Origin of the sequence: Paenibacillus alvei DSM 29 (assembly GCF_000293805.1) — a bacterium.
Lineage (GTDB): Bacteria > Bacillota > Bacilli > Paenibacillales > Paenibacillaceae > Paenibacillus_B > Paenibacillus_B alvei.
The window spans coordinates 687560-708246 of the sequence record NZ_AMBZ01000002.1 but is presented as its reverse complement, the minus strand read 5'-3'; the positions used below and the strand labels follow the sequence as shown (position 1 = coordinate 708246).

The window sequence follows — 20687 nt, the reverse complement described above, 5'->3', positions numbered from 1 at the left end:
GTGCCAATCAGCACGCCTTCACTAATCTAGTCTCCCCGCTCCATCATGTCGCGTTCGCTCAGCTGCACAGCTTTCCACAAGGCCTTTGCCTTGTTCCAGCTCTCCTTATACTCGCGCTCTGGATTGGAATCGATAACGATACCCGCTCCCGCTTGAATATGTCCGACACCATCCTTCACTGTCATGGTACGGATAATTATATTAAATTCCATGTCGCCATTATAGTCAATCCAACCGAATGACCCTGTATACGGACCTCTGCGAACAGGCTCCAGTTCCTCAATGATTTCCATCGTGCGTACCTTGGGTGCTCCTGTAATCGTCCCCCCTGGAAATGTCGCACGAAGCACATCAAAGGCATCCTTGCCCGCCGCCAACTTTCCCTTCACTTCAGATACCAAATGCATCACATGCGAATAATACTCGATCGCCATCAGCTCTTCAACCCGTACAGATCCATACTCTGAAATACGACCAACATCGTTGCGCTCCAAATCAACGAGCATAATGTGCTCCGCCCGTTCCTTCTCGTTCGTACGCAGCTCCTCCGCCATACGCGCATCCTCTTCTAGATTATGCCCTCTGCGTCTCGTACCTGCGATTGGACGAGTGCTGATCTCACCTTGCTTCATGCTAACCAGCAGCTCTGGAGAACAGGATACGAGTTGGAAGTCTGGGAAACGGAGCAAGCCCATGTAGGGAGATGGGTTTAGCACCCTCAGCCATTCATAGAGCCGTTCCGGGGTTTCGCGCAGGGTTCGCGTCTGTCTCATGGAGAGGTTTACCTGAAATACATCGCCCTGACAAATATACTGTTGGATCTGCCTTACAGCCTTCTCGAAATTCTCCTTAGGGAATGCGGTCTGTACACCTTGCAGTGCATCCATTTCAAGATTATGGTCTTCTTTCAACCATCGTTGGCGACGCTCCACAGCCTCCTTCGTCTTCTCCGTATTACCAGCTTCCCACCATGTGTCCCACTGCTCCTTCATCTTGTACGCACGCTGTTCAGCAAGCGCATAGTGTACTGAAGCCCACTCAACATTTTCATCAAGAGATCCACATGCGGTCGAGCCATCCGCTGCTTGGCGCTTGGACATCGATATAGAAGACGAGTCGCATTCTGTCATGACTGCACAATACATTGCCTGTTCCTTATGATCAATGATCCAGAGCTCATTCATTTGCATAAATACAAAGTCCGGCAAATTCAGGTCATCCTCTGCTAGCTCGGGAAGCCGTTCGATCGATCTGGCAATATCATAGCTTATATAACCAACACATCCGCCAGTGAAATCGGGCAGTCCTGTGATTCGAGGCGCTCGATAAGGAGACATCCATTCCTTCAACATTTCTAACGGGGTCCCCTCATGCGTCAGCTCAGTTCCGTCTGACATAATAACCTGAGCCGTACGTCCCTTCCCCCTTATCATAGATGCAGGATTTATCCCTACAATTGTGTAGCGTCCACCCTTACCACTCTCAAGTACAAAAGTGTACGATCCAGCTCCCGCCCATGCAGACTCCCAGGAAGAGATATGCGTGCTTTCTGGCTCCAGATCATATTTGGTCACATAAGGAAGTATCGTATATTGATTATCGATAAAACGGTGCCATTGCTCCCGTGCAATAAGCGCCTGTCCATTTACCACTGCTGATTCAATCACATTTCCACCTCTTTATCCTAATCCATCATCCCTGTTTATCGATCCCAATTCCTCCTGGATGATAAACGTCATCAGATTACTGATTAGTATAAACAATGGGGCTTCGGATGAAAAGACGACCGTCTTACATTTTTTGCATTTTACCGGATATAAAAATCCCCTCATCACAGTCCTGCGCTCAGCAGCCTTCGCTACCGTACACGTTACCGGATAAGGGGATACATGCGTTAATCTTCGAAATTAAATAACGGTGTGCTCAAGTAACGCTCTCCGTTGCTTGGAACGACAGCGACAATGCGCTTGCCGGTTCCCAACTCCTTTGCAATCTGCAGGGCAGCATAGATCGCTGCACCAGAGGAAATGCCGACTAAGATGCCTTCCTCCTTCGCAATGCGACGCGCTGTTTCAAATGCATCTTCGTTTTCAACCGTAATAATCTGATCGTAGATATCGCGGTTTAAAATATCTGGTATGAAGTTAGCTCCAATTCCTTGGATTTTGTGCGGCCCCGGCTTGCCTCCAGACAATAATGGAGATGCCGCTGGTTCGACGGCCGCAATTCGGATTCCAGGGAAGTTCTCCTTCAGCACTTCACCTGCTCCCGAAATCGTTCCTCCGGTGCCAATTCCTGCGATAAACGCATCCAGCTTGCCATCCAACGATTGAATAGCTTCGACAATTTCCGGACCTGTCGTTTCTCGGTGAATCTTCACGTTCGCTTGGTTTTTAAATTGTTGAGGAATGAAATAAGTAGGGTTCTCTTGTGCTAGCTCTTCCGCCTTGCGAACCGCACCGTTCATCCCTTCTGCTCCCGGAGTCAAAACAAGCTCAGCTCCATAAGCTCGCAGGAGATTGCGGCGCTCGATGCTCATCGTCTCAGGCATAACCAGAATGGCCTTATATCCTTTCGCAGCAGCCACCATTGCAAGACCAATGCCTGTATTGCCGCTTGTTGGCTCTACAATTGTATCCCCAGGCTTCAAAATGCCTTCTTGCTCGGCAACCTCAATCATACTTATTGCTATCCGGTCTTTAACACTAGAGCCCGGATTCTGATATTCCAGCTTTACATAGATTTCCGCGCTATCTTCCGGTACAATTCGATTCAGACGTACAAGTGGAGTATCCCCGATTAGTTCGGTTACGCTATTGACGATTCTTGGCATAGAGAGCCCTCCCATAGGTTAATAGGAATTAAATTTATATTTCCGACTAATTCACTAGGTTTTAATCAATATTAGCAAGCCATTTGTCGAATGTCAATAGACCTCCCAAAATTATTCGCTATTCTCTCGATAAGAGGCAGAAAAAAAGCAGCCCGCCAGAATAAGTCATCTTATTCTGGCGGACCGCCATTCATGCCATCTCACTCAGTTGTAAATGCTGTGTCTGCAATGGCTGCGCCATACTTCTCACGTAATGCTTTTCGCCACTGCACCAATGGTGGAGTTTTCTCTAACGCGATTTCTTTACGAACACGCTCTCGCATTTCGTCATGCTGTTCAGGCCTAACTTCCCTCTTGCCAACCAAATTAATAATGGCATAGCCATCCTTAATCTTAACTGGCGGAGAAATGTCGCCGACATCCATCTGAGACACTTGATTCAGCTCCGCATGATCCAAGAATGGATCATCCTCATCGATCCAGCCCATTCGTCCACCTTGCTGTGATGAGAAGGAGTCAAGCGAGAGTTCTCCCGCGAGTGAAGGGAAATCTTCGCCTTGCTTAATACGATCAAGAATCGCTTCAGCATCGGTTTTGTTTGATACCGTAATATGTGCTACTTGATAGGAGTTTACAGGTTCATACTCGCCCTTATGTTCACGCATATACTCGTCGATATCAGCATCACCAATATCAATGCCGTACGTTGCGATTTTTTCCAATAGGAGTTGATTGCGCATGTCTTGACTCAATTGCTCTGGGCTCATTCCCAGTTGTTCTTTCATGGCTTGAAAGTAAGCTTCCTCACTCTCATAACCCTTCATTTGACGCTTAATCTCTCGGGTAACTTCTTCGGAAGTCACCTCAATACCTAACGACTTCGCCTCTTGGTCTGCCGCTCGGTTCGTCAGCATCTGCTCCAGCACTAACCCACCGTACTGCTGCTCCAATTCTCTATTCCATTGTGCACGCGTAATCTTATGCGTTCCTACTGACGCAACGACGGATGAGGAATCGGAGGAAGCAGCCTCGGGTGACTTGACCGGGACGTCAAGCCGTAAAATCAGAATGCCTGCAAGCACAATTACACAGGCAAACAGTACAATAATGCAGCCCCATAAGCTCTTGACTTCTCTCGTCATATCGCTTGCTTCCCTTACCTCGTATTTCCTTTAACGCGCCTGCGCTTACACTTCCCTTATGACTGCTTTTTCTTTGTCGCTGCCGCAACCAGTTTCTCTAAATCATCACGATTGAATTTGTATGACTCATTGCAGAAATGACATACAACTTCTGCCTTGTGATCTTCATCGATAATCGTCTGCAGTTCTTCCTGTCCCAAGCTGATAAGCGTACTCTCCACGCGTTCTCTTGAGCACTGGCATTGGAATACAATCGGCATCCGATCCATAATGTTTACGTCCTTCACGATCCATGTTACGAGCTCATCAAGCTCCATACCTTGATCAAGCAAAGCTGTTACCGGCGGCAGCATGCTTAATGATCGCTCAATTTCGGTAATCTCTCCATCAGACAAACCTGGAAGCAACTGGATAATAAAGCCACCTGCATGAAGTACCGAGCTGTCCGTATCGACAAGCACACCAAGTCCAACTGCGGATGGTGTCTGCTCTGATGTTGCGAAGTAATACGTAAAATCTTCTCCCAGTTCTCCCGAAATAATCGGGGAGCTTCCACGGTAAGGCTCCTTCAATCCTAAATCCTTCGTAATATGAATGAAACCGCTGCGGCCTACTGCTCCCGCAACATCCAGCTTGCCTTCAGCGTTGCTTGCCAAATGAACTTGGGGATGCGTAACGTAGCCCCGAACCTCTCCACGTGCATTGGCATCTGCAACGACTTGTCCGATAGGACCGTCTCCCTTTACCTGAACCGTGAGCTTCTCCTCACCCTTCAGCATAGCACCCATCATTGCTGCAGCAGTTACCGTACGTCCCAATGCTGCTGTTGCCGTTGGGTATGTACCATGACGACGTTGCAGCTCATTGACCAATCCTGTCGTGCGCGCCGCAAAAATACGAACCTTCCCACCCAGTCCAGTTCCACGGATAAGCATATCTTGAGCTGCACCTTGTGTGACGTTCTGTTGTTCCTTACTCTCTTCCATGAGTGCCTCCTGTTGCCTTGCATATTTTTAAACGAATGACAGTTTACAACGATTCTCTATATTATTGATTGCGATTGTAAATGAGACGCAGCCCTTCAAGCGTAAGCAGCGGATTCGTAGTGTCGATTGTGCGTGATTCACTTGCAATCAGATCTGCCAGACCGCCCGTAGCTACCACCTTAGGTTGTGCCCCTAATTCCTGACTTATGCGATCGACGATTCCATCAACCTGACCAGCATAACCAAAGATAATGCCTGCTTGCATGGAATGAACTGTATTGCGGCCGATAACAGACTTCGGCTTCGTCAGCTCAATGCGGGGCAGCTTCGCCGCACGTTGGTAGAGCGCTTCCGTCGAGATACCAATCCCCGGCACAATAGCACCGCCCAAATAATTGCCTTGCACATCAATGACATCAAATGTCGTTGCCGTCCCGAAATCCACAACAACAAGCGGCATCTCGCCGCCATACTGCTCAATGGCTGCTACCGCATTCACGATGCGATCGGCCCCTACCTCACGCGGATTCTCATAACGAATGTTCAAACCAGTTTTCACACCCGGACCAACGATAAGCGGTGTCTTGTATAAGTATGTTTCACACAATAATTCCATCGTAGACATAATTGGTGGAACGACAGACGATATAATAACCCCGTCGATATCCTTAACAGAAAGTCCTGCAAGTGAAAATAAGTTATGGATCATGACGCCATATTCATCAGCCGTGGCTTGGCGATTCGTTGACAGCCTCCAAAAATGCTGCAGCGTCTCCTGTTGATATACACCTAGAACAATATTTGTATTTCCTACATCGATAACGAGAATCACAGTTCTATCCCTCTTTCTTCGCATTCAAGTCAAGATTGATGTCGACCGTTATAAATATGGAAACGCTTGTAACGGAAATGACATCGACATCGATCAACGCTTTGCCGCGAACGGTAGAGCGCGAACTCGCCCGCTGCTTCAATCTTGATGTCTTCCTAATACGCAACTAGCAGGAATATGGATCCCTGCATGACGCATCATCAACGGTGACAACGTTGTACGATGACAGGTTATAATCGCACGACCTATAGAAACATCATAATTTCCATCAGGTACAAGCTCCCACACTCAAGTGAAAATTCTATCATGCCATGCGACGCGGCACGCCTTTGTCAACTGTATGCATGAGTTCCCTCTTAGTGTAGTCATTAACACTTAATTTACACAACGCCTATGGCTGTGTCAATTCACAATCGGGACGGCCCCCTATATTTCCACGATCATAAAAAAAGAGTGCACGCTAAGGTGCACTCTTCACAATCGCCGAATCGGCGAATGAGGGCTAATCTATTGGTTATTGTTCTTGTTATCATCTGTGCTGTCTTTCGTTTCTGTGTTCGCATCTGACTGCTCGGAAGGAGCATCTGGACGTTCAACGCTTGACGTCTCATTGCTGCGGAAATCCTCTGGCGAAGCTCCGTTCGGGATATCGCCTTCCGGCTTAGCTCCAGCTGTGGAGTCCCATTGCGAAGGGCCAAGCTTCTCCGGCTTGCCAACGAGGTTCACCTTCACATCACCAGTCGTTTCGATGATCGGCGTTGTGAAAGAAGTTTCAGCTGATCCCGTTGTGTTGCCAGAGTCGTCGCTATCCGATTTCGCTCCCGTAATATGGCCATTTTCAATCAATTGCTTGATTTGATCAAGCTCAAGTGTTTCCAATTCCAGCAACGTATTCGCAATAAGGTTCACTTCACGAGTATGCTTCGTGAGCAATGTTTTTGCACGCTCGTAGCACTCATTGATGATCCGCTGCATTTCTTGATCAATCTCATAAGCAATCGCATCAGAGTAGTTCTGTTCGTGTCCAAGATCACGACCGAGGAACACTTCGCCTTGGCGATTACCGAACTGCATTGGGCCAAGCTTGTCGCTCATGCCGTATTCCATAATCATACTGCGTACAATGCGAGTTGCTTGCTGGAAGTCGCTATATGCGCCTGTACCGATTTCGCCGATGAACAATTCCTCAGCTACACGGCCGCCTAACAAGCCGGTAATTCTGTCAAGAAGCTCTTGCTTCGTTGTAAGCATGCGATCTTCCTTCGGAAGCATAATGACGTATCCGCCTGCGCGTCCACGAGGAATAATTGTAACCTTATGCACCATATCTGCATGTTCCAAGAAGTATCCGATAATGGTATGACCGGCTTCGTGGAACGCGACAATTCGTTTTTCACGTTCGCTGATCATGCGGCTGCGCTTCTCTGTACCTACGATAACACGGTCGATCGCTTCGTCCACATCTGTCATCGTAATGTCTTTATGGTTCTTGCGAGCTGCAAGCAATGCCGCTTCATTCAGCAAATTCTCCAAGTCGGCACCCGTAAAGCCTGTTGTCCGCTTAGCAATTGTATTCAACTTCACGTCCTTGTTCAGCGGCTTGTTGCGCGCATGAACCTTCAACACAGCTTCCCGTCCCTTCAAGTCAGGGCGATCCACTGTAATTTGACGGTCGAAACGACCTGGACGGAGCAATGCTGGATCAAGAATATCTGGTCGGTTCGTTGCAGCTACAATGATAATTCCTTCATTGGCACCGAAACCGTCCATCTCAACGAGCAATTGGTTAAGAGTCTGTTCCCGCTCATCATGGCCACCGCCGAGACCGGCGCCGCGTTGACGACCGACAGCATCAATTTCATCAATAAAGATAATACAAGGAGCATTTTTCTTCGCATTTTCGAACAGGTCACGCACACGGGATGCGCCGACACCGACAAACATTTCAACGAAGTCGGAACCTGAAATGCTAAAGAATGGAACTCCTGCCTCACCTGCTACTGCGCGAGCAAGCAATGTTTTACCTGTACCCGGAGGGCCATTCAACAGAACACCCTTCGGAATACGTGCGCCAAGAGCAGCAAATTTGCGCGGATCCTTGAGGAATTCGACAACCTCGACCAATTCCTGCTTCTCTTCATCCGCCCCTGCTACATCTTCGAAGGTAACACGCTTCTTCTCTTCGTTATACAAGCGAGCGCGGCTTTTGCCGAAATTCATAACCTTGCCGCCGCCACCTTGAGCCTGATTAAAGAAGAAGAAGAACAGGATGAACATAATGACAAATGGAATGAAGGAAGTAAGAACAGTTAGCCAGAGACTTTGCTCCTCCATCTTCTTCCAAGTCAGCTTTAAGGAATCTTGAGCCGTATCGGCCTTCATAATCTCCTCAATAGCTGGTGAACTATCTGGAATATAAGTTACAAACTGCTGAGATTTCTGTCCATCTGGAATTTTCTTATATTTACCGATGACCAAATATGCTCGACCTTCATATTGAATCGTCATTTCGTCTATATTGTTGGCCGCTAGCTCTTTGCGAAACTGGTCATATCTCGGGGTTTCCGTGGTTTCTCCGCCGTTACCAATAAATTGGACAATGCCGACCACGACTAGAAAAAGAATCAGATAAAAACCAGAGTTCTTAAAAAAGCGATTCATCCCCAACCTCCTCTCAAAGACACGAAGTTATTGTATCATAGCACGTATTGCCATCACAACTTGACCATCCAAGCGATGAGAGTGAATGATTTTACACCTCGTCGGAATAAATCTCACGCTTCAATACGCCAATGTATGGTAGGTTGCGGTACTTCTCGGCAAAATCAAGTCCGTACCCAACGATAAACTCATCCGGCAGGACGAATCCTTTGTAGTCTGCTTCCATATTAGTGGTGCGTCGTGCAGGCTTATCGAACAGAGTAACTACACGGATCGAGTTCGCCTTACGACCCTGAAGTACCTCAATGAGGTAACTAAGTGTCAGCCCTGTATCAATAATATCCTCTACAATGAGGACATCGCGCCCTTCAACCGATACATCCAAGTCTTTCAAAATACGTACCACACCCGACGACTTCGTCGATGCCCCATAACTGGATACAGCCATGAAATCCAATTCCAATGGTACTGTAACATTTTTGACCAAATCGGCCATAAAGATGAACGCACCTTTGAGCACGCAAATAACGAGCGGACATTTACCCGCATAATCGCGGCTAATCTGTTCGCCCAGTTCCTTTACTCTTGCTTGAAGCTGCTCCTCACTAAATACTACCTTCTCAATGTCGTTCTGCAATGATGGGCCCTCCTATTGTGAATACTCAATCTTATGTGAACGTTATTCGTTCCATGCGGCATGCCAATGACCGGCAATGTCTTCGTTACCTCATGGATGGACAGATCGCTCATGGGCTCCGCCCTCCAGTGCAAAATGAATGACCGCCTGTGTCGAAGACTGCACGTATGCCGCATTAGAACGCCGTACCCCAGGTATCCACACAACGTGTCCGTTCGCGTCCGCAACAAGAGGAATCGAGTCGCGCAATGACGGCGCGATTTTCAAGTCAACGAACATATCTTGCACCTTTTTGCTGCCATTTAGTCCTTGTATCCGCATCCGATCTCCCGGCTGCCGAGTACGAACAACAAGCGGCCAGCACAGCCCATCCGCATCAAAAGAAGCTTCCCAAGCCTGTCCGTGATGATGTTGGCCCACAGAAATTTCTTCCATGGATCCGGAATTGCCGCAGCCCTTCAGTTCTTCTGAAGTCAGCCATCGTAACGTGCTGTTGTTGTCCGGTAAGAACAATTGCCCCATTGCATCGGTTCTATGTATCGTAAAGCTAGCCTTACAGTCTGCACCTTCTTTATGTTCATGGTGTATCCGAAGCCATAGCAAACGCCCATATTCACGCGCAAATACAATGTCCTGAGCAACATCCACCCTCCACGTAGTCGAACACTCGCCTGCTGCTCTCACTCTTGCTGAGTCAACGGCTTCAAAATCAATCTGATCCGAACCTCGTGTAAGATAATTTAATATTAGTTTAATCAACCTGCGTTGTAAAGCTACATGTAGTCCAAGAAAGGTGTTCCGATCAAGAATATATCCTGTCTGCACATGCGGGATAAAAGGAGCTGAATTGCTATCAACGGATTTATCACCGTTTACCGCCTTTACGTGGCGTTGAAACAGCTTTCGTGTCTCGTATTCCATATAATCGTCCTCATCACGTAGCGCGTCTGCCATTCTGCACATGGCCTCAACAAGTTTAGGGTTCTCCTCCTCTAGCTGAGGGATAATATCTAGCCTCATCCGATTGCGAAAATAACTACGTTTGGCATTACTGCTATCTGTCACGTAAGATATTCCCCGCTCGTCACACCGTTGCAGCACTTCCGCTTTGCGCAGATCGAGTAATGGCCGAATATAATGCAGTCCATCCTCCTCGCGGCTCCATGCCATTCCCGCCAATCCTGTGATGCCCGTTCCTCGGATCATACGCATGAGCACTGTTTCGGCTTGATCATCCGCATGGTGAGCAAGAGCTATATGGGTGGCCGCATAGCGATGTGCAATCTGGATAAGAAACTCGTATCGCAGCTGTCGCGCTGCCGCTTGTGGATTGAGCCCTTCCCGTTTCGATAGACCAGGCGCATCAACACGAATCATCTCAAATGGTAAGCCCAGTTTTACGGTTTCCTGCTCCACGAACTCGGCCTCTTCTTCCGATTCCTGACCGCGAAAGCCGTGATGCACGTGGGCAACAATAAGCTTGCCTGGTTTGCAGTCGCTGCGTTCATCCAGTGCAGTCAATGCATGAAGAAGCAGCATCGAATCCGGCCCACCGGATACAGCTACTACAATTACAGCACCTTGGCTCCACAACTTTTTCTTGCACCACTCAATTTCCCGCTGTGCGATCCATTTGTGCCAAGCATCAAATGGTCCACCACCTGTTGATTGTCCTGCTGTCATCATTCATCCCCGACTCCCGTCATAGCCTTCCTGCCTGCATCACTCTAACCTATTTCCGAGTGAAAGCAGTATCGTTTCCTTCTTAATTCATTATGTATGATGATACCAAATGTTTGAAGTCTGGCAAAAAGACACTATTTCTATCCCACCATGCTCTAGTGAGTTTGTTATTTTGCATTCTCTACTAAGACGATTGGAACTATTTGCTGTCCTTTTGAACACTTCTTAATAAGTAAGTATGTAAGTATAACTACGTTGTGTCGACGGATAAGATGCATATGATTGTTACCATGGGACCACAATTTAGAAATTCCATTATTCGAAGCTGCTCGTCCACCAAACGATACTAATCGTAAACAAAATAACGGATACGGCAAAAAACCACTTCATCCATAGTGGCGTAGGCCGGTGTGGCCTCATCCCCGATCGATGCAAGCGGCGACTTATATCATTCCACATTCGGCATGCTTCTTCTGAGCTTGCAAATGTCCCCTTAATTGCATGAATGAGCCATGGCTCATATAGCCGCAAAACAGGATGGGCGTGTATTATATCCAATAACTCCTTTGCTTCCCGCATTTGCGGCAGCGCTTTCTTCATGCGTTCACGAAGCCCCTTGCCTCCGAGCACATGAATCGTCAGTATCGCAAAAGAAAACAGATCATAGCCGTCATCAGCCGTCCGCGAGCCTGCATGCCAATACCCACGATCGTACATCTCCGTAAATTGTTTTACACTCTTCCCCTTGCCAGTCAGCCCCCCATAGTCAACAAGCTCTACTTCACCACCGTTTCCAACGATCACATTCTCAGCCTTCAGATCGCCGAATACCCATCCATGACGATGTACATTATGCAGCTTCGCCAGAAGCTTTCCTCCCACAATACCATACCACTTAGGCCCCTTCTTTCGAATATAAGCGGTAATGCTCTCACCGGGAACATAGCGCATCACATAAAAGGAAATACGTTCCCCATTCACATCTGCATCATCTACATCGACCAGGAAGGGTCGATTGTCTTGTCGATCTGACATTCGGGAGAGCGTTTTACGCTGCTTTTCGAGGCTGCCAAGCGCATTTACCTCCGATTGAAGGTCAACGGCATTGGCGCTAATTTTTAACGCAAAGGTTCCAACCGCCCCCCATGTCTGTCGTCAGAAGCCGACAACATCGTCACTAGATAGACAACTCCATTGGCACCGCGTCCAAGCAGACGTTCAATACGATAGACACGATGATTCCATACACCTTGCATCATCATGCCTGCTCGCAGCTGATGGCGAAGCTCCCTCTTATGGGATGCTGTATTGAGTTGTCGCCTTACTTTAAACGATGTAGTCACTCCATATCCCGTCCATTTCCATTCGTTCATGATGATCCACAGTCACTGTTTCCGCTTTCTGAGCTGCAGAGCGAGGTACCGTTCGGTAATAATCCACGACTTGTAGCAAAGCAGGACCTGTTGGCGTCGTCCCACGCATATTCAGCCGCTGGAACAACTTTTTCGCACGAGAAATCTCATCAGTCCACTCCAAATCCTGAACAGCTTCCTTTCCCCCATATGGGCCCGGAAAATGAAAAACGGATAGCTCGCTCTTGCCGCTTCTTGCTTGCAGGCTGAGCATTAAATCCCGTATCGCCTCCTCCACTGCGACCAGTTTCGGCTTCATGCTTGCACTAGCATCAATAAGCAGTGCAACCTTAAGTGGCGTATGTTCCGTCATCTCGTCCATGACACGAACAACTTCAGAGCGCTTTTCTAGAGGGAGAGCCTGTACGCCTTCCTCCGCAGTATCACCCAATATAAGCTTCAATTCCTTGTTCACAGCTTGCTGGATCGTCTGTACAACGGTCTTGCGCGTCATCATCTGAATCGTCTGAGACAACTCATGCGATTGCACAATGCGGCTAACCCCGCCGCCTGCACTAGCAATCTCCTCAATCTCGCAAGCCCCCAATTGTCCAATCGTACCATAATCTATAATGCCTACTACATTAACCGTTATCCCGTTGTCCCTTGCCTCCGCGGCGGCAATGGCGGGCTGAATCCCTACATTGGAGCATCCGTCCGTAATGAGAAGAATTTGCTTCATCATACTTCTTTCATCCCCCTATGGTCACTATGAATCTAGTTCTAGTGTTCCCCATGATAGGAGAGTTTAACCATAGTATGATGTAATTGCTTCATCCATAAAAATCATAGAAGAAAATTACAAAATCAGCAACCTCCTTCTATTTCAGTTTCTTTCTTCCTACCCTTCAACCTGTATGTGTAAATTTAAGCAGTCCTGTTGTCCGCAGTCCACGAATCAACTCACCGGCATCGGCCGTTCGACCTGATCACTCCCGCTCCAATGCAAAGTAGCCCATTGCGGTTGATGTCTCGTTACACGCGTGACAACAACGGTCATATCATCATCAATTCGTCCGCCCGAGTGCCGGATCACCGTCTCAAGCAGAAGATCAGCAACTTCCTGTGGATCGTCCGTCTCCAATTCCTGTATAAGCCGCTTCATCCACAATTCCTTATTTACAGCAGGCCCGGATGCATCGAACACCCCGTCAGTCATCATCACCACAATATCTCCAGGCGATAGAGAGGTGTCAACCAGTTCGATATCAATATCCTGTAATATACCTATCGGCAAATTATTCGATGAAACTAAGTGAACCTCATCCCCTCTCTTAATGAAGCTTGGTGTCGAGCCACTCTTTATGAGCATCGTCTTTGCCGAGAAAAGATCAATAATGGCTAAATCAAGAGTGGCATATACTTCATCCGGTGATCGCAGAGCCAGCACTGAGTTGACAGACTTGATGGCCAACTGCTCGTCAATTCCTGCCTGCAGAAGCTGTGCGAGCAGATGAAGCGCCGTGCTGCTTTCTAAGCGAGCCCGCTCTCCATTTCCCATGCCATCACTTAAGGCAACCGCGAATTTGCCGCTTCCAAGCTCAAGCGCACTGAAGCTATCCCCTGACAGCATTCCCCCTCCTTTAGCGGTGCCCGCCATACCTGTATCCACCTCGAAGGCTTTGGCCGTGACGAAGGTGACCGTGCCTTGACCTTCCGCACCGGTTATAGCTTCGTCACGTACCGCTATGTGCTCGCCTAATATATCAGACAGCAGCGGTGCGATCAGCTTCCTGCACTCATCATATCCTTCTGTAAAAGAATGCACCATCTCTATCTCTACGCGTCCAGGATCCAATGAAATGATATCGACACGATGTACCGATAGTCCGAGATCCTCAACGGCCTGCCTGATTTGCTCCTCCTGCATGAATAACTCTCGGCTTTCGCGTTGGATCTCCTTTGCCAAGTCCTCCATAACTTGCGATACTCCTAATAGCTGTTCCGCTACAAAATGTCGGCTGTCCTGCAACTGCTTGTGCAGATGCTCCTCATGAATATGCCGGATATGCTGATCGCGCAACACCGTCAGCATTTGATGCGCCCTTAGGCAATGATTCTTCCAGGAATGGGGAAGCTGCTTATCCTTCCAGGCGAACTCCGGATTCTCCCCTACCTTTACGAGCATTTGCTTCATCATAGTCATTGTCTGCACAGATTTTCGTCCCCAGCATGCTTGCCTTCGCGGACATGCCCCACAGGTTACAACGGTTGCAGCCTCAATGACCCCTTTCGATACCTCTTCTTCACTTGGCGGCATATCACTGGCAGCAGTAGGTGCTGCCTGCTTAAAGCTGTGTGACAGCTGATCGAATACCTTCGAGAACTGCTGTACTCGTTCTGCTGTCATGTCACGCATTCTCTTCGCATACTCATGCTGCGAATTCGTATGCTCTGTCGTTCCTGGGACATACTTTGCCAATGTGCGGCATATTGATTTTGGAGTAAGGAGAAATAGTGCTGCTGCTGCTATCGTTTCCCATGTCGACACCATTACCTGCTCAGGCGGGCCAATATAGACGGACAATATGGCAGTTCCCAGCAGCATGCCGAAGGCCACCGCCCATCGCTTGCCTTCTCGAAGCAGTCCTGCCAATAGACCAGAGAAGGCCAATACGCTCATCTGCGATAAGGAGCTCGGCTCTGCGAGACCAAGTATAAGGCCTAGCACAACGCCTACTGAAGCTCCAAGCGGCGCCCCTCCAACAAGGGCGAATAAGAGCACAAAATAGCGTGATAGGATATGGTCAAGCTGCATCCCTTGTACAGTCCAGCCGACAGCACCTGTCATCATAGATGCAAGTAAAATCATCAAACATATCATTTCATCAACTCGGAGCGTATAATTGCGCTTGCTCATCGTCAGTACAGGTAGGGCTTGTACAAATACGAGCGTTAAGACGAGGCCAAGTGTTGCATCTGTAACATCCATCGCTAGGGCATACCAGGTAAGGGAATTGGACATAAAGGTAACAAACAGCTTCACAATCAGGCTTGCCGAAAATACCATCAATGGAGCCACATTCATATCCGAACGCTTATCATAAGCCTTCCATCCGCGATACATGAGCACAATGAGCAGCAGTTGCATTCCCATCATCAGCGTGATCTGAGCGGGAGCGAACAGGCTCCCCGCGAGCAGGGCAGTTCCTACCCATGTAGCCAGCTCTCGGCGCGAAAAATAGACAACAGCGAAAAAGGCAGCCGCAAACGGAAATAATTCATTCAAAATCATGGCCCGTCCTAGCAAGAATCCGATCAGGACGAACATAATTGTCCATTTGCGCGTGCCCAACATGCGGTGGAATCGATCAAGCCGCCACTTGCTCGGAGTATCCATCCAGCCTGCACCCTCATCCTTGATTTCCTGCCAGCCTCTCTTGGGAAATGGAATGATCTTCGTCTTACTCATCATTTGGCACCACCTATTCTATGAATTGTGTGCCTCCCATTATAGAAAAGGTCTCAGAAATAGTTTGTCATAAAAAGGAAATGTGCCAAAAAAACTTTCCGACAACCGTCGCAAGTGTAACCAATGCAGGATATATACGGCGCAACAAGGGTTTTGGCGATTTTTACTTCGGCGGCTTCCAAGTGGAGATGTCATATTTTTGCCGCTTACCCGCAAGGGTCGACCTCCATTTGACAATAAAGCATACGGAAAGGCGTAAGAACCTGTCGTACAGGCAGTGCGGCACGACAAAAAAAGTTTTGCTGGCGCTTGCGTGGCAAGGAAACGGTGATCCCGTCATATTGTGGCGTCTTCATTTTCCCGAACAACGCAAAAAAACCGCAAAACCGGTTGCCCGGCTTGCGGCTTTATTTTCGTTGTCATCTTGGACGATTACATGCGGCGTGCTCCACGGCCTCCGCGCTTAGATTCCGTATTCTTCTTCAAAGAAGAAATGCGTTCTTCACTATCCTTAAGGAAGCGCGACATCTTATCCTCAAAAGAAGCGAAACTAGGCGACTTGCGTCCCCCTCGATCCCGGTTCCCGTGTCCATACCTGCTATTGCCCCCGTCTCTTCCTGGAGGACGGTCCGGACGAGGTCCTCTTGGAGGTCTCTGCTCCGATGCAGGTTTATCGACTGCTTGCTTAATAGACAAGCCGATCTTGCCGTCCTTGTCGACGTTAATAACTTTGACCGTGACGACATCGTCAATCTTCAAATGGTCATTCACGTCCTTGACATAGTTATCGGCAATTTCAGAGATGTGAACCAGTCCCGTGACACCTCCCGACAGATCAACGAACGCTCCAAAATGCGTAATCCCTGTCACCTTGCCTTCTAACTTGGTGCCCACTTCAATTGTCATAGAATAAAATGTTCCTCCCTTAAAATGTTAAACGGAACATTGCTCAAAAAGCAAAAAAGCAATGCTTATGTCGTGATTATACTGTAATGGCGCAACATTGGTCAACCGACGGTTGTCCTGATTTTACGCTCTATTCATCGTGTTTGCGGATGAGGAGTTCGTCCGGAAGCACCATACCTCGGCTTCGCGCCAATTGCAGTATGTATTCCGTTGTATTGAGCCTATCCACTTCTTGGCGGAGCTCATTGCGAACCTGTTCAACCTCGCTCTTCTCCTTCTCACGTGCCACCAAATCCGAGCGAAGTTCCTCCATCGTGTTCAATTGACTGAAGTACGTATATGTGCCCCACCCTATAAACAACGCCATGAAGATCAGCCATAAGCGCAATCTGCGCTTGGCTCCCGCTATTTTGTTATCTTGATTGCGGATTGGAGTATGTCTTCGGGATTTAGACACCGACATACATGCACCCCCTTGTATCAGTAGATCACGATACACCTTACCCGTTAGCGCTTACGTCTAAACAGGTCAAGGAACCGCCTCATCTGGCGACATACGCCAATGGGCCACGCGGAAATGCGCTTGCCGGCTGATATCATCCCACGCCAAGTGCTCTTGCACCGTTCCGTCATTCCGAATCGGTTCCATAGCGGCATGACAAGCGGCTTGAATAACCATGCGATGAGCATCCAGAGCGGTCGTAAACATTGTAGCACAATTTTGAGAAGGAACATAGCAGACGATATGAAAAAAATGTAAGTGCTTTTCCCCCTGTCAAAATCGCCTTCAGCGGCAGGACAACAAGCACATGCACACATCGCATGGCAAAACGCCACACTGCCTTTAGCGCCGTAACCAGCCATTTCACAATAGCTACAGTGATGCGACTAAGAAAGACGGCATACAGCCATGCTCCTGCAGCTAAGCCAAGCACTACATAAAACCTTAATTCTCCCTGATTGCCCTTAACGAGCATTTGGAACACGAATACAGTCGCAGCTAACCAATACAGCAGGTCAAATACCGGCAGCGTCCACCGTGGAAACTTGAATTGGCCTGCGACGACGCGATAGCTGTCGAACACCAGACCAAGCGCAAGTCCGCTCATCAGCATGAGCATTACGGTCATCCATTGGGTATGCAGGTTCACTTGAACAGCTTACCAAAAAAGCCTTTTGACTTGTCCTGTGCATTCGCATCCAAATAGGTCAGGGAGTTGACCATACCTTCAATGGCAACCAAGCCTTGTTCAAGGCTCAAATTTTTAATATGCAAATTGTGGCCGCGAATTGTCAAGAAGCCGCATTCCGTATCAAGCAGGAACTCCTCACTATCGAAGCTCTCTACCTTGCTCACTCCGCTAATTTCGAGGAGCTTGCGGTTCATCATTTTCACTTCTTGACGCTTGGCCGCTTGCTTATTGAAATCAACCATAGCATGTACCCCTCCTTCTCAACACTAGCATATGAAGGGGATTGCAGATTAGAACTGCAAAAATAGCAAAGAGAGAGAATCATTGAATCATACGATAGAACGATTACTCTCTCTTCCATTGCCTGCATGCCGTGATCTTTCCAGGCTATGAACAAATGCCTATTGCCTAGCGATTATCGACTTTCTCTGGATACATATCATGATTCATCAAGCGATGAGCGGCCATCTCCACATATTTCGTGCCTGGCTGACCGTAATTGCAGTACGGGTCGATTGAAATGCCACCGCGCGGCGTAAACTTACCCCATACCTCAATATATCTTGGATCAAGCAGCTTGATTAGGTCGTTCATAATGATATTTACACAATCTTCATGGAAATCGCCATGGTTGCGGAAGCTAAACAGGTAGAGCTTGAGTGATTTGCTCTCTACACATTTTACACCTGGAATATAGCTGATGTAGATAGTCGCAAAGTCCGGTTGTCCGGTTATCGGACAAAGACTCGTAAATTCCGGGCAATTGAATTTGACGAAATAATCCCGGTTCGGGTGCTTATTGTCGAATGATTCCAAAATATCTGGAGCGTAATCTGACGGATACTCCGTTTTTACTCCAAGCTGGGTTAAGTTCAATTCTGCTTCGTTTCTTCCTGCCATCGTTATCAGTTCTCCTTCTCTATCATGATCCTTATGAAGGGCTCTACCGTATTTCTAAGCCGCTAGTCTGTCCTGTGCAGATATGTGCCGTTGCTATACGCCGCGCTTGTTGCCCCATACTAAGGTGTGCAGTTGAGGCAGCACCCGTGTTCGATTTAGACGCGGTTCCAATGCCACTTGATCGATCAGCCATTCATATCGGCGAAGCAGCTTCTGTATAAGCTCCTGATCATCATTATTGTGAACATCTTCATTCCCAGTCTGCATGACAAAAGGAATCTCGGGGTAACGTTCATGGACGGCAATCGCATATCGCATGTCCTCTTCATTGAACACAACGACTTTCAAGCATAAGCCCTTACGCACAGAACGGTTCCACAGCTTCTCAGCAATTTCGTCCAAGCGCACAAAATCTGTATCCATTCCTGAGCTTGGCGGCTTCGGCGACAATGTAACATCGTCGATATCCAAGAGCCAGTTTTGCCAGCGCGAGCCTTGCGTCTCCACAGCCGTGCGGACTCCGCGCTTACTCAGTCGCTCAACCAGCTCGCCTATGCCTCCCAGCAGAGCTGGGTTGCCGCCAGATATCGTTACATGGGCATACCGGCCTTCAGCCAGTCGATCCAGTTCGGCGATTACTTCGTCAGCCGCCATCTGTTGGATGTCATCCTTGGCAGAACCATCCCAGGTGAAGGCGGAGTCGCACCAGGAGCAGCGGTAATCGCAGCCTGCTGTACGGACGAACATGGTCTTCTGCCCGACGAGGAGGCCCTCTCCCTGCACGGTAGGGCCAAATATTTCAAGGACGGGTATCGTCATTGCTCTATCCACTCCCGTCTTGCTTCCGCATAACTGGTTGGCGTCTCGTAAAGCCTCACAAATTCTACTCTTCCCCCTTCGCAGCATTCTGCGTAAGGCTCAGCTTGTAATGCAGCTTTCATTTGCTCATAGAGCCACACAACCATATTCTCTGCCGTTGTATTCATCGTTGGAAGTGTTTCATTCAAGTACCGGTGATCGAGAAAAGGCTCGATTCTATCCTTCCAAATTTCTTTTATATCTCCAAAGTCGAGCGCCAGCCCGATCTCATTTACAAATCCGCTTACTCCAAAAACAACTTTGTACGTGTGGCCGTGGAGGTTTTTACATTTGCCCTCGTAAGCATGCAAATGATGAGCAGCATCGAAGGTAAATTCTTTGCTTACAAGTACCCGGTGACGGTGATACCGCAGCGACTCCTGTGAAATGTCGGCTCCCAGTACTTGCAGCCTATCGACAATATGAAAGGGCCCTGGGGTACTCATCAGCTTATTCCTCCTTCTTGCTCGCGATCAGCCAAGTAGCGTTCCAATCCAGCCTGACGCAGCTTACAAGACGGACACTCTCCGCAGCCATCTCCCGGAAGCCCATTGTAGCAGGTTACCGTCTCTGTGCGAACGAAGTCGAAGGCTCCGAGCTGGTCAGCAAGCCGCCATGTATCTGCCTTGTCCAGCCACATAAGCGGGGTATGCAGCACAAATCCATAGTCCATCGCCAGATTAAGAGTTACATTGAGTGATTTGACGAATACGTCGCGGCAGTCCGGATAACCGCTGAAGTCCGTTTCGCAAACCCCTGTAACAATGTGGCGCGCGCCAATCTGCTTCGCATAGACAGCAGCGAAGGAAAAGAACAATAGGTTGCGGCCTTCAACAAAGGTGCTCGGAAGTTCGCCCTCTTCCTGTTCAATCGCGATGTCATCTCGCGTCAAAGCATTTGGAGCCAACTGATTGAGTAAGGACATATCAAGAATGCGGTGCGGCACTCCCAGCTTGCCGGCAATAGCCTTCGCATGCTCCAACTCCGACTTATGACGCTGACCATAGTCAAAGGTGATCGTTTCCACTTCCTCAAATCGCTGCAGCGCCCAAAATAAACAGGTCGTACTGTCCTGACCGCCGCTAAAAACAACGACTGCCTTGCCTTGCTTTCGTTCTGATTGGGCATGTCTGCGATTAGAAGCATCCCAATGACGCCCGTCAGCTGATGCTGCTTGGTTGTTGTTCATCTGTTCCTGATCTTTCTTCATGATTTTCATCCTTTCCTGTCCC

21 protein-coding genes are annotated in these 20687 nt (G+C 48.4%); all 21 read right to left on the bottom strand.

The features are described 5' to 3' along the window. Positions 1–26: 26 nt before the first annotated feature. The 21 genes from PAV_RS09620 to queC all read right to left on the bottom strand — a co-directional run bounded on the left by PAV_RS09620 (position 27) and on the right by queC (position 20665). Positions 27–1667: an anthranilate synthase component I family protein gene (locus tag PAV_RS09620; protein ID WP_005545582.1), complete on the bottom strand. Its 1641-nt coding sequence runs from the start codon at positions 1665–1667 to the stop codon at positions 27–29. Between the two features lie 227 nt (positions 1668–1894). Beyond that, complete coding sequence (cysK, locus tag PAV_RS09615) at positions 1895–2833, bottom strand: cysteine synthase A (RefSeq protein WP_005545580.1); 939 nt, start codon at positions 2831–2833, stop codon at positions 1895–1897. Positions 2834–3033: 200 nt separating this feature from the next. Beyond that, on the bottom strand, positions 3034–3975 hold the full coding sequence (locus PAV_RS09610; RefSeq protein ID WP_005545578.1) for a SurA N-terminal domain-containing protein: 942 nt from the start codon (positions 3973–3975) through the stop codon (positions 3034–3036). Positions 3976–4031: 56 nt separating this feature from the next. Then, positions 4032–4961: an Hsp33 family molecular chaperone HslO gene (gene hslO / locus PAV_RS09605; RefSeq protein WP_005545576.1), complete on the bottom strand. Its 930-nt coding sequence runs from the start codon at positions 4959–4961 to the stop codon at positions 4032–4034. Between the two features lie 61 nt (positions 4962–5022). Further along, positions 5023–5793, bottom strand: a complete 771-nt coding sequence (locus PAV_RS09600) for a type III pantothenate kinase (protein WP_005545574.1) — start codon at positions 5791–5793, stop codon at positions 5023–5025. A 4-nt stretch (positions 5794–5797) separates the two neighbouring features. Beyond that, positions 5798–5935 carry a hypothetical protein gene (locus PAV_RS34560; RefSeq protein ID WP_157266715.1) on the bottom strand — a complete coding sequence of 46 codons (138 nt, stop codon included), beginning with the start codon at positions 5933–5935 and terminating at the stop codon, positions 5798–5800. Between the two features lie 365 nt (positions 5936–6300). Further along, complete coding sequence (gene ftsH / locus PAV_RS09595) at positions 6301–8454, bottom strand: ATP-dependent zinc metalloprotease FtsH (protein WP_005545572.1); 2154 nt, start codon at positions 8452–8454, stop codon at positions 6301–6303. Positions 8455–8545: 91 nt separating this feature from the next. Beyond that, positions 8546–9091 (bottom strand): hypoxanthine phosphoribosyltransferase, encoded by a 546-nt coding sequence (gene hpt / locus PAV_RS09590; RefSeq protein WP_005545570.1) that lies wholly within the window; start codon positions 9089–9091, stop codon positions 8546–8548. A 90-nt stretch (positions 9092–9181) separates the two neighbouring features. Then, entirely contained in the window at positions 9182–10777 is a 1596-nt protein-coding gene (tilS, locus tag PAV_RS09585) for a tRNA lysidine(34) synthetase TilS (RefSeq protein WP_005545569.1), read from the bottom strand. Positions 10778–11089: 312 nt separating this feature from the next. Beyond that, positions 11090–11809 carry a serine/threonine-protein kinase gene (locus PAV_RS09580; RefSeq protein ID WP_005545568.1) on the bottom strand — a complete coding sequence of 240 codons (720 nt, stop codon included), beginning with the start codon at positions 11807–11809 and terminating at the stop codon, positions 11090–11092. Positions 11810–11892: 83 nt separating this feature from the next. Further along, positions 11893–12117, bottom strand: coding sequence for a hypothetical protein (locus PAV_RS36075; RefSeq protein ID WP_238555790.1), 225 nt, complete (start codon positions 12115–12117; stop codon positions 11893–11895). Further along, positions 12101–12868 (bottom strand): vWA domain-containing protein, encoded by a 768-nt coding sequence (locus PAV_RS09575; protein WP_040735748.1) that lies wholly within the window; start codon positions 12866–12868, stop codon positions 12101–12103. The genes PAV_RS36075 and PAV_RS09575 overlap by 17 nt, the downstream gene beginning before the upstream one ends. Positions 12869–13084: 216 nt before the next feature. Further along, positions 13085–15598 (bottom strand): stage II sporulation protein E, encoded by a 2514-nt coding sequence (gene spoIIE / locus PAV_RS09570; RefSeq protein WP_040735646.1) that lies wholly within the window; start codon positions 15596–15598, stop codon positions 13085–13087. A 432-nt stretch (positions 15599–16030) separates the two neighbouring features. Further along, positions 16031–16504 carry a S1 domain-containing RNA-binding protein gene (locus PAV_RS09565; protein ID WP_005545561.1) on the bottom strand — a complete coding sequence of 158 codons (474 nt, stop codon included), beginning with the start codon at positions 16502–16504 and terminating at the stop codon, positions 16031–16033. A gap of 130 nt (positions 16505–16634) precedes the next feature. Then, positions 16635–16967 carry an FtsB family cell division protein gene (locus tag PAV_RS09560; RefSeq protein ID WP_005545559.1) on the bottom strand — a complete coding sequence of 111 codons (333 nt, stop codon included), beginning with the start codon at positions 16965–16967 and terminating at the stop codon, positions 16635–16637. A 166-nt stretch (positions 16968–17133) separates the two neighbouring features. Continuing rightward, positions 17134–17625 (bottom strand): spore cortex biosynthesis protein YabQ, encoded by a 492-nt coding sequence (gene yabQ / locus PAV_RS09555; protein ID WP_238555789.1) that lies wholly within the window; start codon positions 17623–17625, stop codon positions 17134–17136. Between the two features lie 26 nt (positions 17626–17651). Then, on the bottom strand, positions 17652–17939 hold the full coding sequence (gene yabP, locus PAV_RS09550; RefSeq protein ID WP_005545555.1) for a sporulation protein YabP: 288 nt from the start codon (positions 17937–17939) through the stop codon (positions 17652–17654). A 166-nt stretch (positions 17940–18105) separates the two neighbouring features. Then, positions 18106–18597: a preQ(1) synthase gene (gene queF, locus PAV_RS09545; protein ID WP_005545552.1), complete on the bottom strand. Its 492-nt coding sequence runs from the start codon at positions 18595–18597 to the stop codon at positions 18106–18108. A 93-nt stretch (positions 18598–18690) separates the two neighbouring features. Further along, positions 18691–19416, bottom strand: coding sequence for a 7-carboxy-7-deazaguanine synthase QueE (queE, locus tag PAV_RS09540; protein ID WP_005545551.1), 726 nt, complete (start codon positions 19414–19416; stop codon positions 18691–18693). Beyond that, positions 19413–19901: a 6-carboxytetrahydropterin synthase QueD gene (gene queD / locus PAV_RS09535; RefSeq protein ID WP_005545550.1), complete on the bottom strand. Its 489-nt coding sequence runs from the start codon at positions 19899–19901 to the stop codon at positions 19413–19415. Before queD ends, queE begins: the two co-directional genes overlap by 4 nt. Continuing rightward, positions 19901–20665: a 7-cyano-7-deazaguanine synthase QueC gene (queC, locus tag PAV_RS09530; protein ID WP_005545549.1), complete on the bottom strand. Its 765-nt coding sequence runs from the start codon at positions 20663–20665 to the stop codon at positions 19901–19903. The genes queD and queC overlap by 1 nt, the downstream gene beginning before the upstream one ends. Between the last annotated feature and the right edge of the window lie 22 nt (positions 20666–20687).

What these genes read in the sequence shown, in the direction of transcription:
- cysK (WP_005545580.1), bottom strand. Translation starts at nt 2,833, where the DNA reads ATGCCAAGAATCGTCAATAGCGTAACCGAACTAATCGGGGATACTCCA.
- PAV_RS09610 (WP_005545578.1), bottom strand. Translation starts at nt 3,975, where the DNA reads ATGACGAGAGAAGTCAAGAGCTTATGGGGCTGCATTATTGTACTGTTT.
- hslO (WP_005545576.1), bottom strand. Translation starts at nt 4,961, where the DNA reads ATGGAAGAGAGTAAGGAACAACAGAACGTCACACAAGGTGCAGCTCAA.
- ftsH (WP_005545572.1), bottom strand. Translation starts at nt 8,454, where the DNA reads ATGAATCGCTTTTTTAAGAACTCTGGTTTTTATCTGATTCTTTTTCTA.
- tilS (WP_005545569.1), bottom strand. Translation starts at nt 10,777, where the DNA reads ATGATGACAGCAGGACAATCAACAGGTGGTGGACCATTTGATGCTTGG.
- PAV_RS09580 (WP_005545568.1), bottom strand. Translation starts at nt 11,809, where the DNA reads ATGTCAGATCGACAAGACAATCGACCCTTCCTGGTCGATGTAGATGAT.
- PAV_RS09575 (WP_040735748.1), bottom strand. Translation starts at nt 12,868, where the DNA reads ATGAAGCAAATTCTTCTCATTACGGACGGATGCTCCAATGTAGGGATT.
- spoIIE (WP_040735646.1), bottom strand. Translation starts at nt 15,598, where the DNA reads ATGAGTAAGACGAAGATCATTCCATTTCCCAAGAGAGGCTGGCAGGAA.
- PAV_RS09565 (WP_005545561.1), bottom strand. Translation starts at nt 16,504, where the DNA reads ATGACAATTGAAGTGGGCACCAAGTTAGAAGGCAAGGTGACAGGGATT.
- PAV_RS09560 (WP_005545559.1), bottom strand. Translation starts at nt 16,967, where the DNA reads ATGTCGGTGTCTAAATCCCGAAGACATACTCCAATCCGCAATCAAGAT.
- yabQ (WP_238555789.1), bottom strand. Translation starts at nt 17,625, where the DNA reads ATGCTCATGCTGATGAGCGGACTTGCGCTTGGTCTGGTGTTCGACAGC.
- yabP (WP_005545555.1), bottom strand. Translation starts at nt 17,939, where the DNA reads ATGGTTGATTTCAATAAGCAAGCGGCCAAGCGTCAAGAAGTGAAAATG.
- queF (WP_005545552.1), bottom strand. Translation starts at nt 18,597, where the DNA reads ATGGCAGGAAGAAACGAAGCAGAATTGAACTTAACCCAGCTTGGAGTA.
- queE (WP_005545551.1), bottom strand. Translation starts at nt 19,416, where the DNA reads ATGACGATACCCGTCCTTGAAATATTTGGCCCTACCGTGCAGGGAGAG.
- queD (WP_005545550.1), bottom strand. Translation starts at nt 19,901, where the DNA reads ATGAGTACCCCAGGGCCCTTTCATATTGTCGATAGGCTGCAAGTACTG.
- queC (WP_005545549.1), bottom strand. Translation starts at nt 20,665, where the DNA reads ATGAAGAAAGATCAGGAACAGATGAACAACAACCAAGCAGCATCAGCT.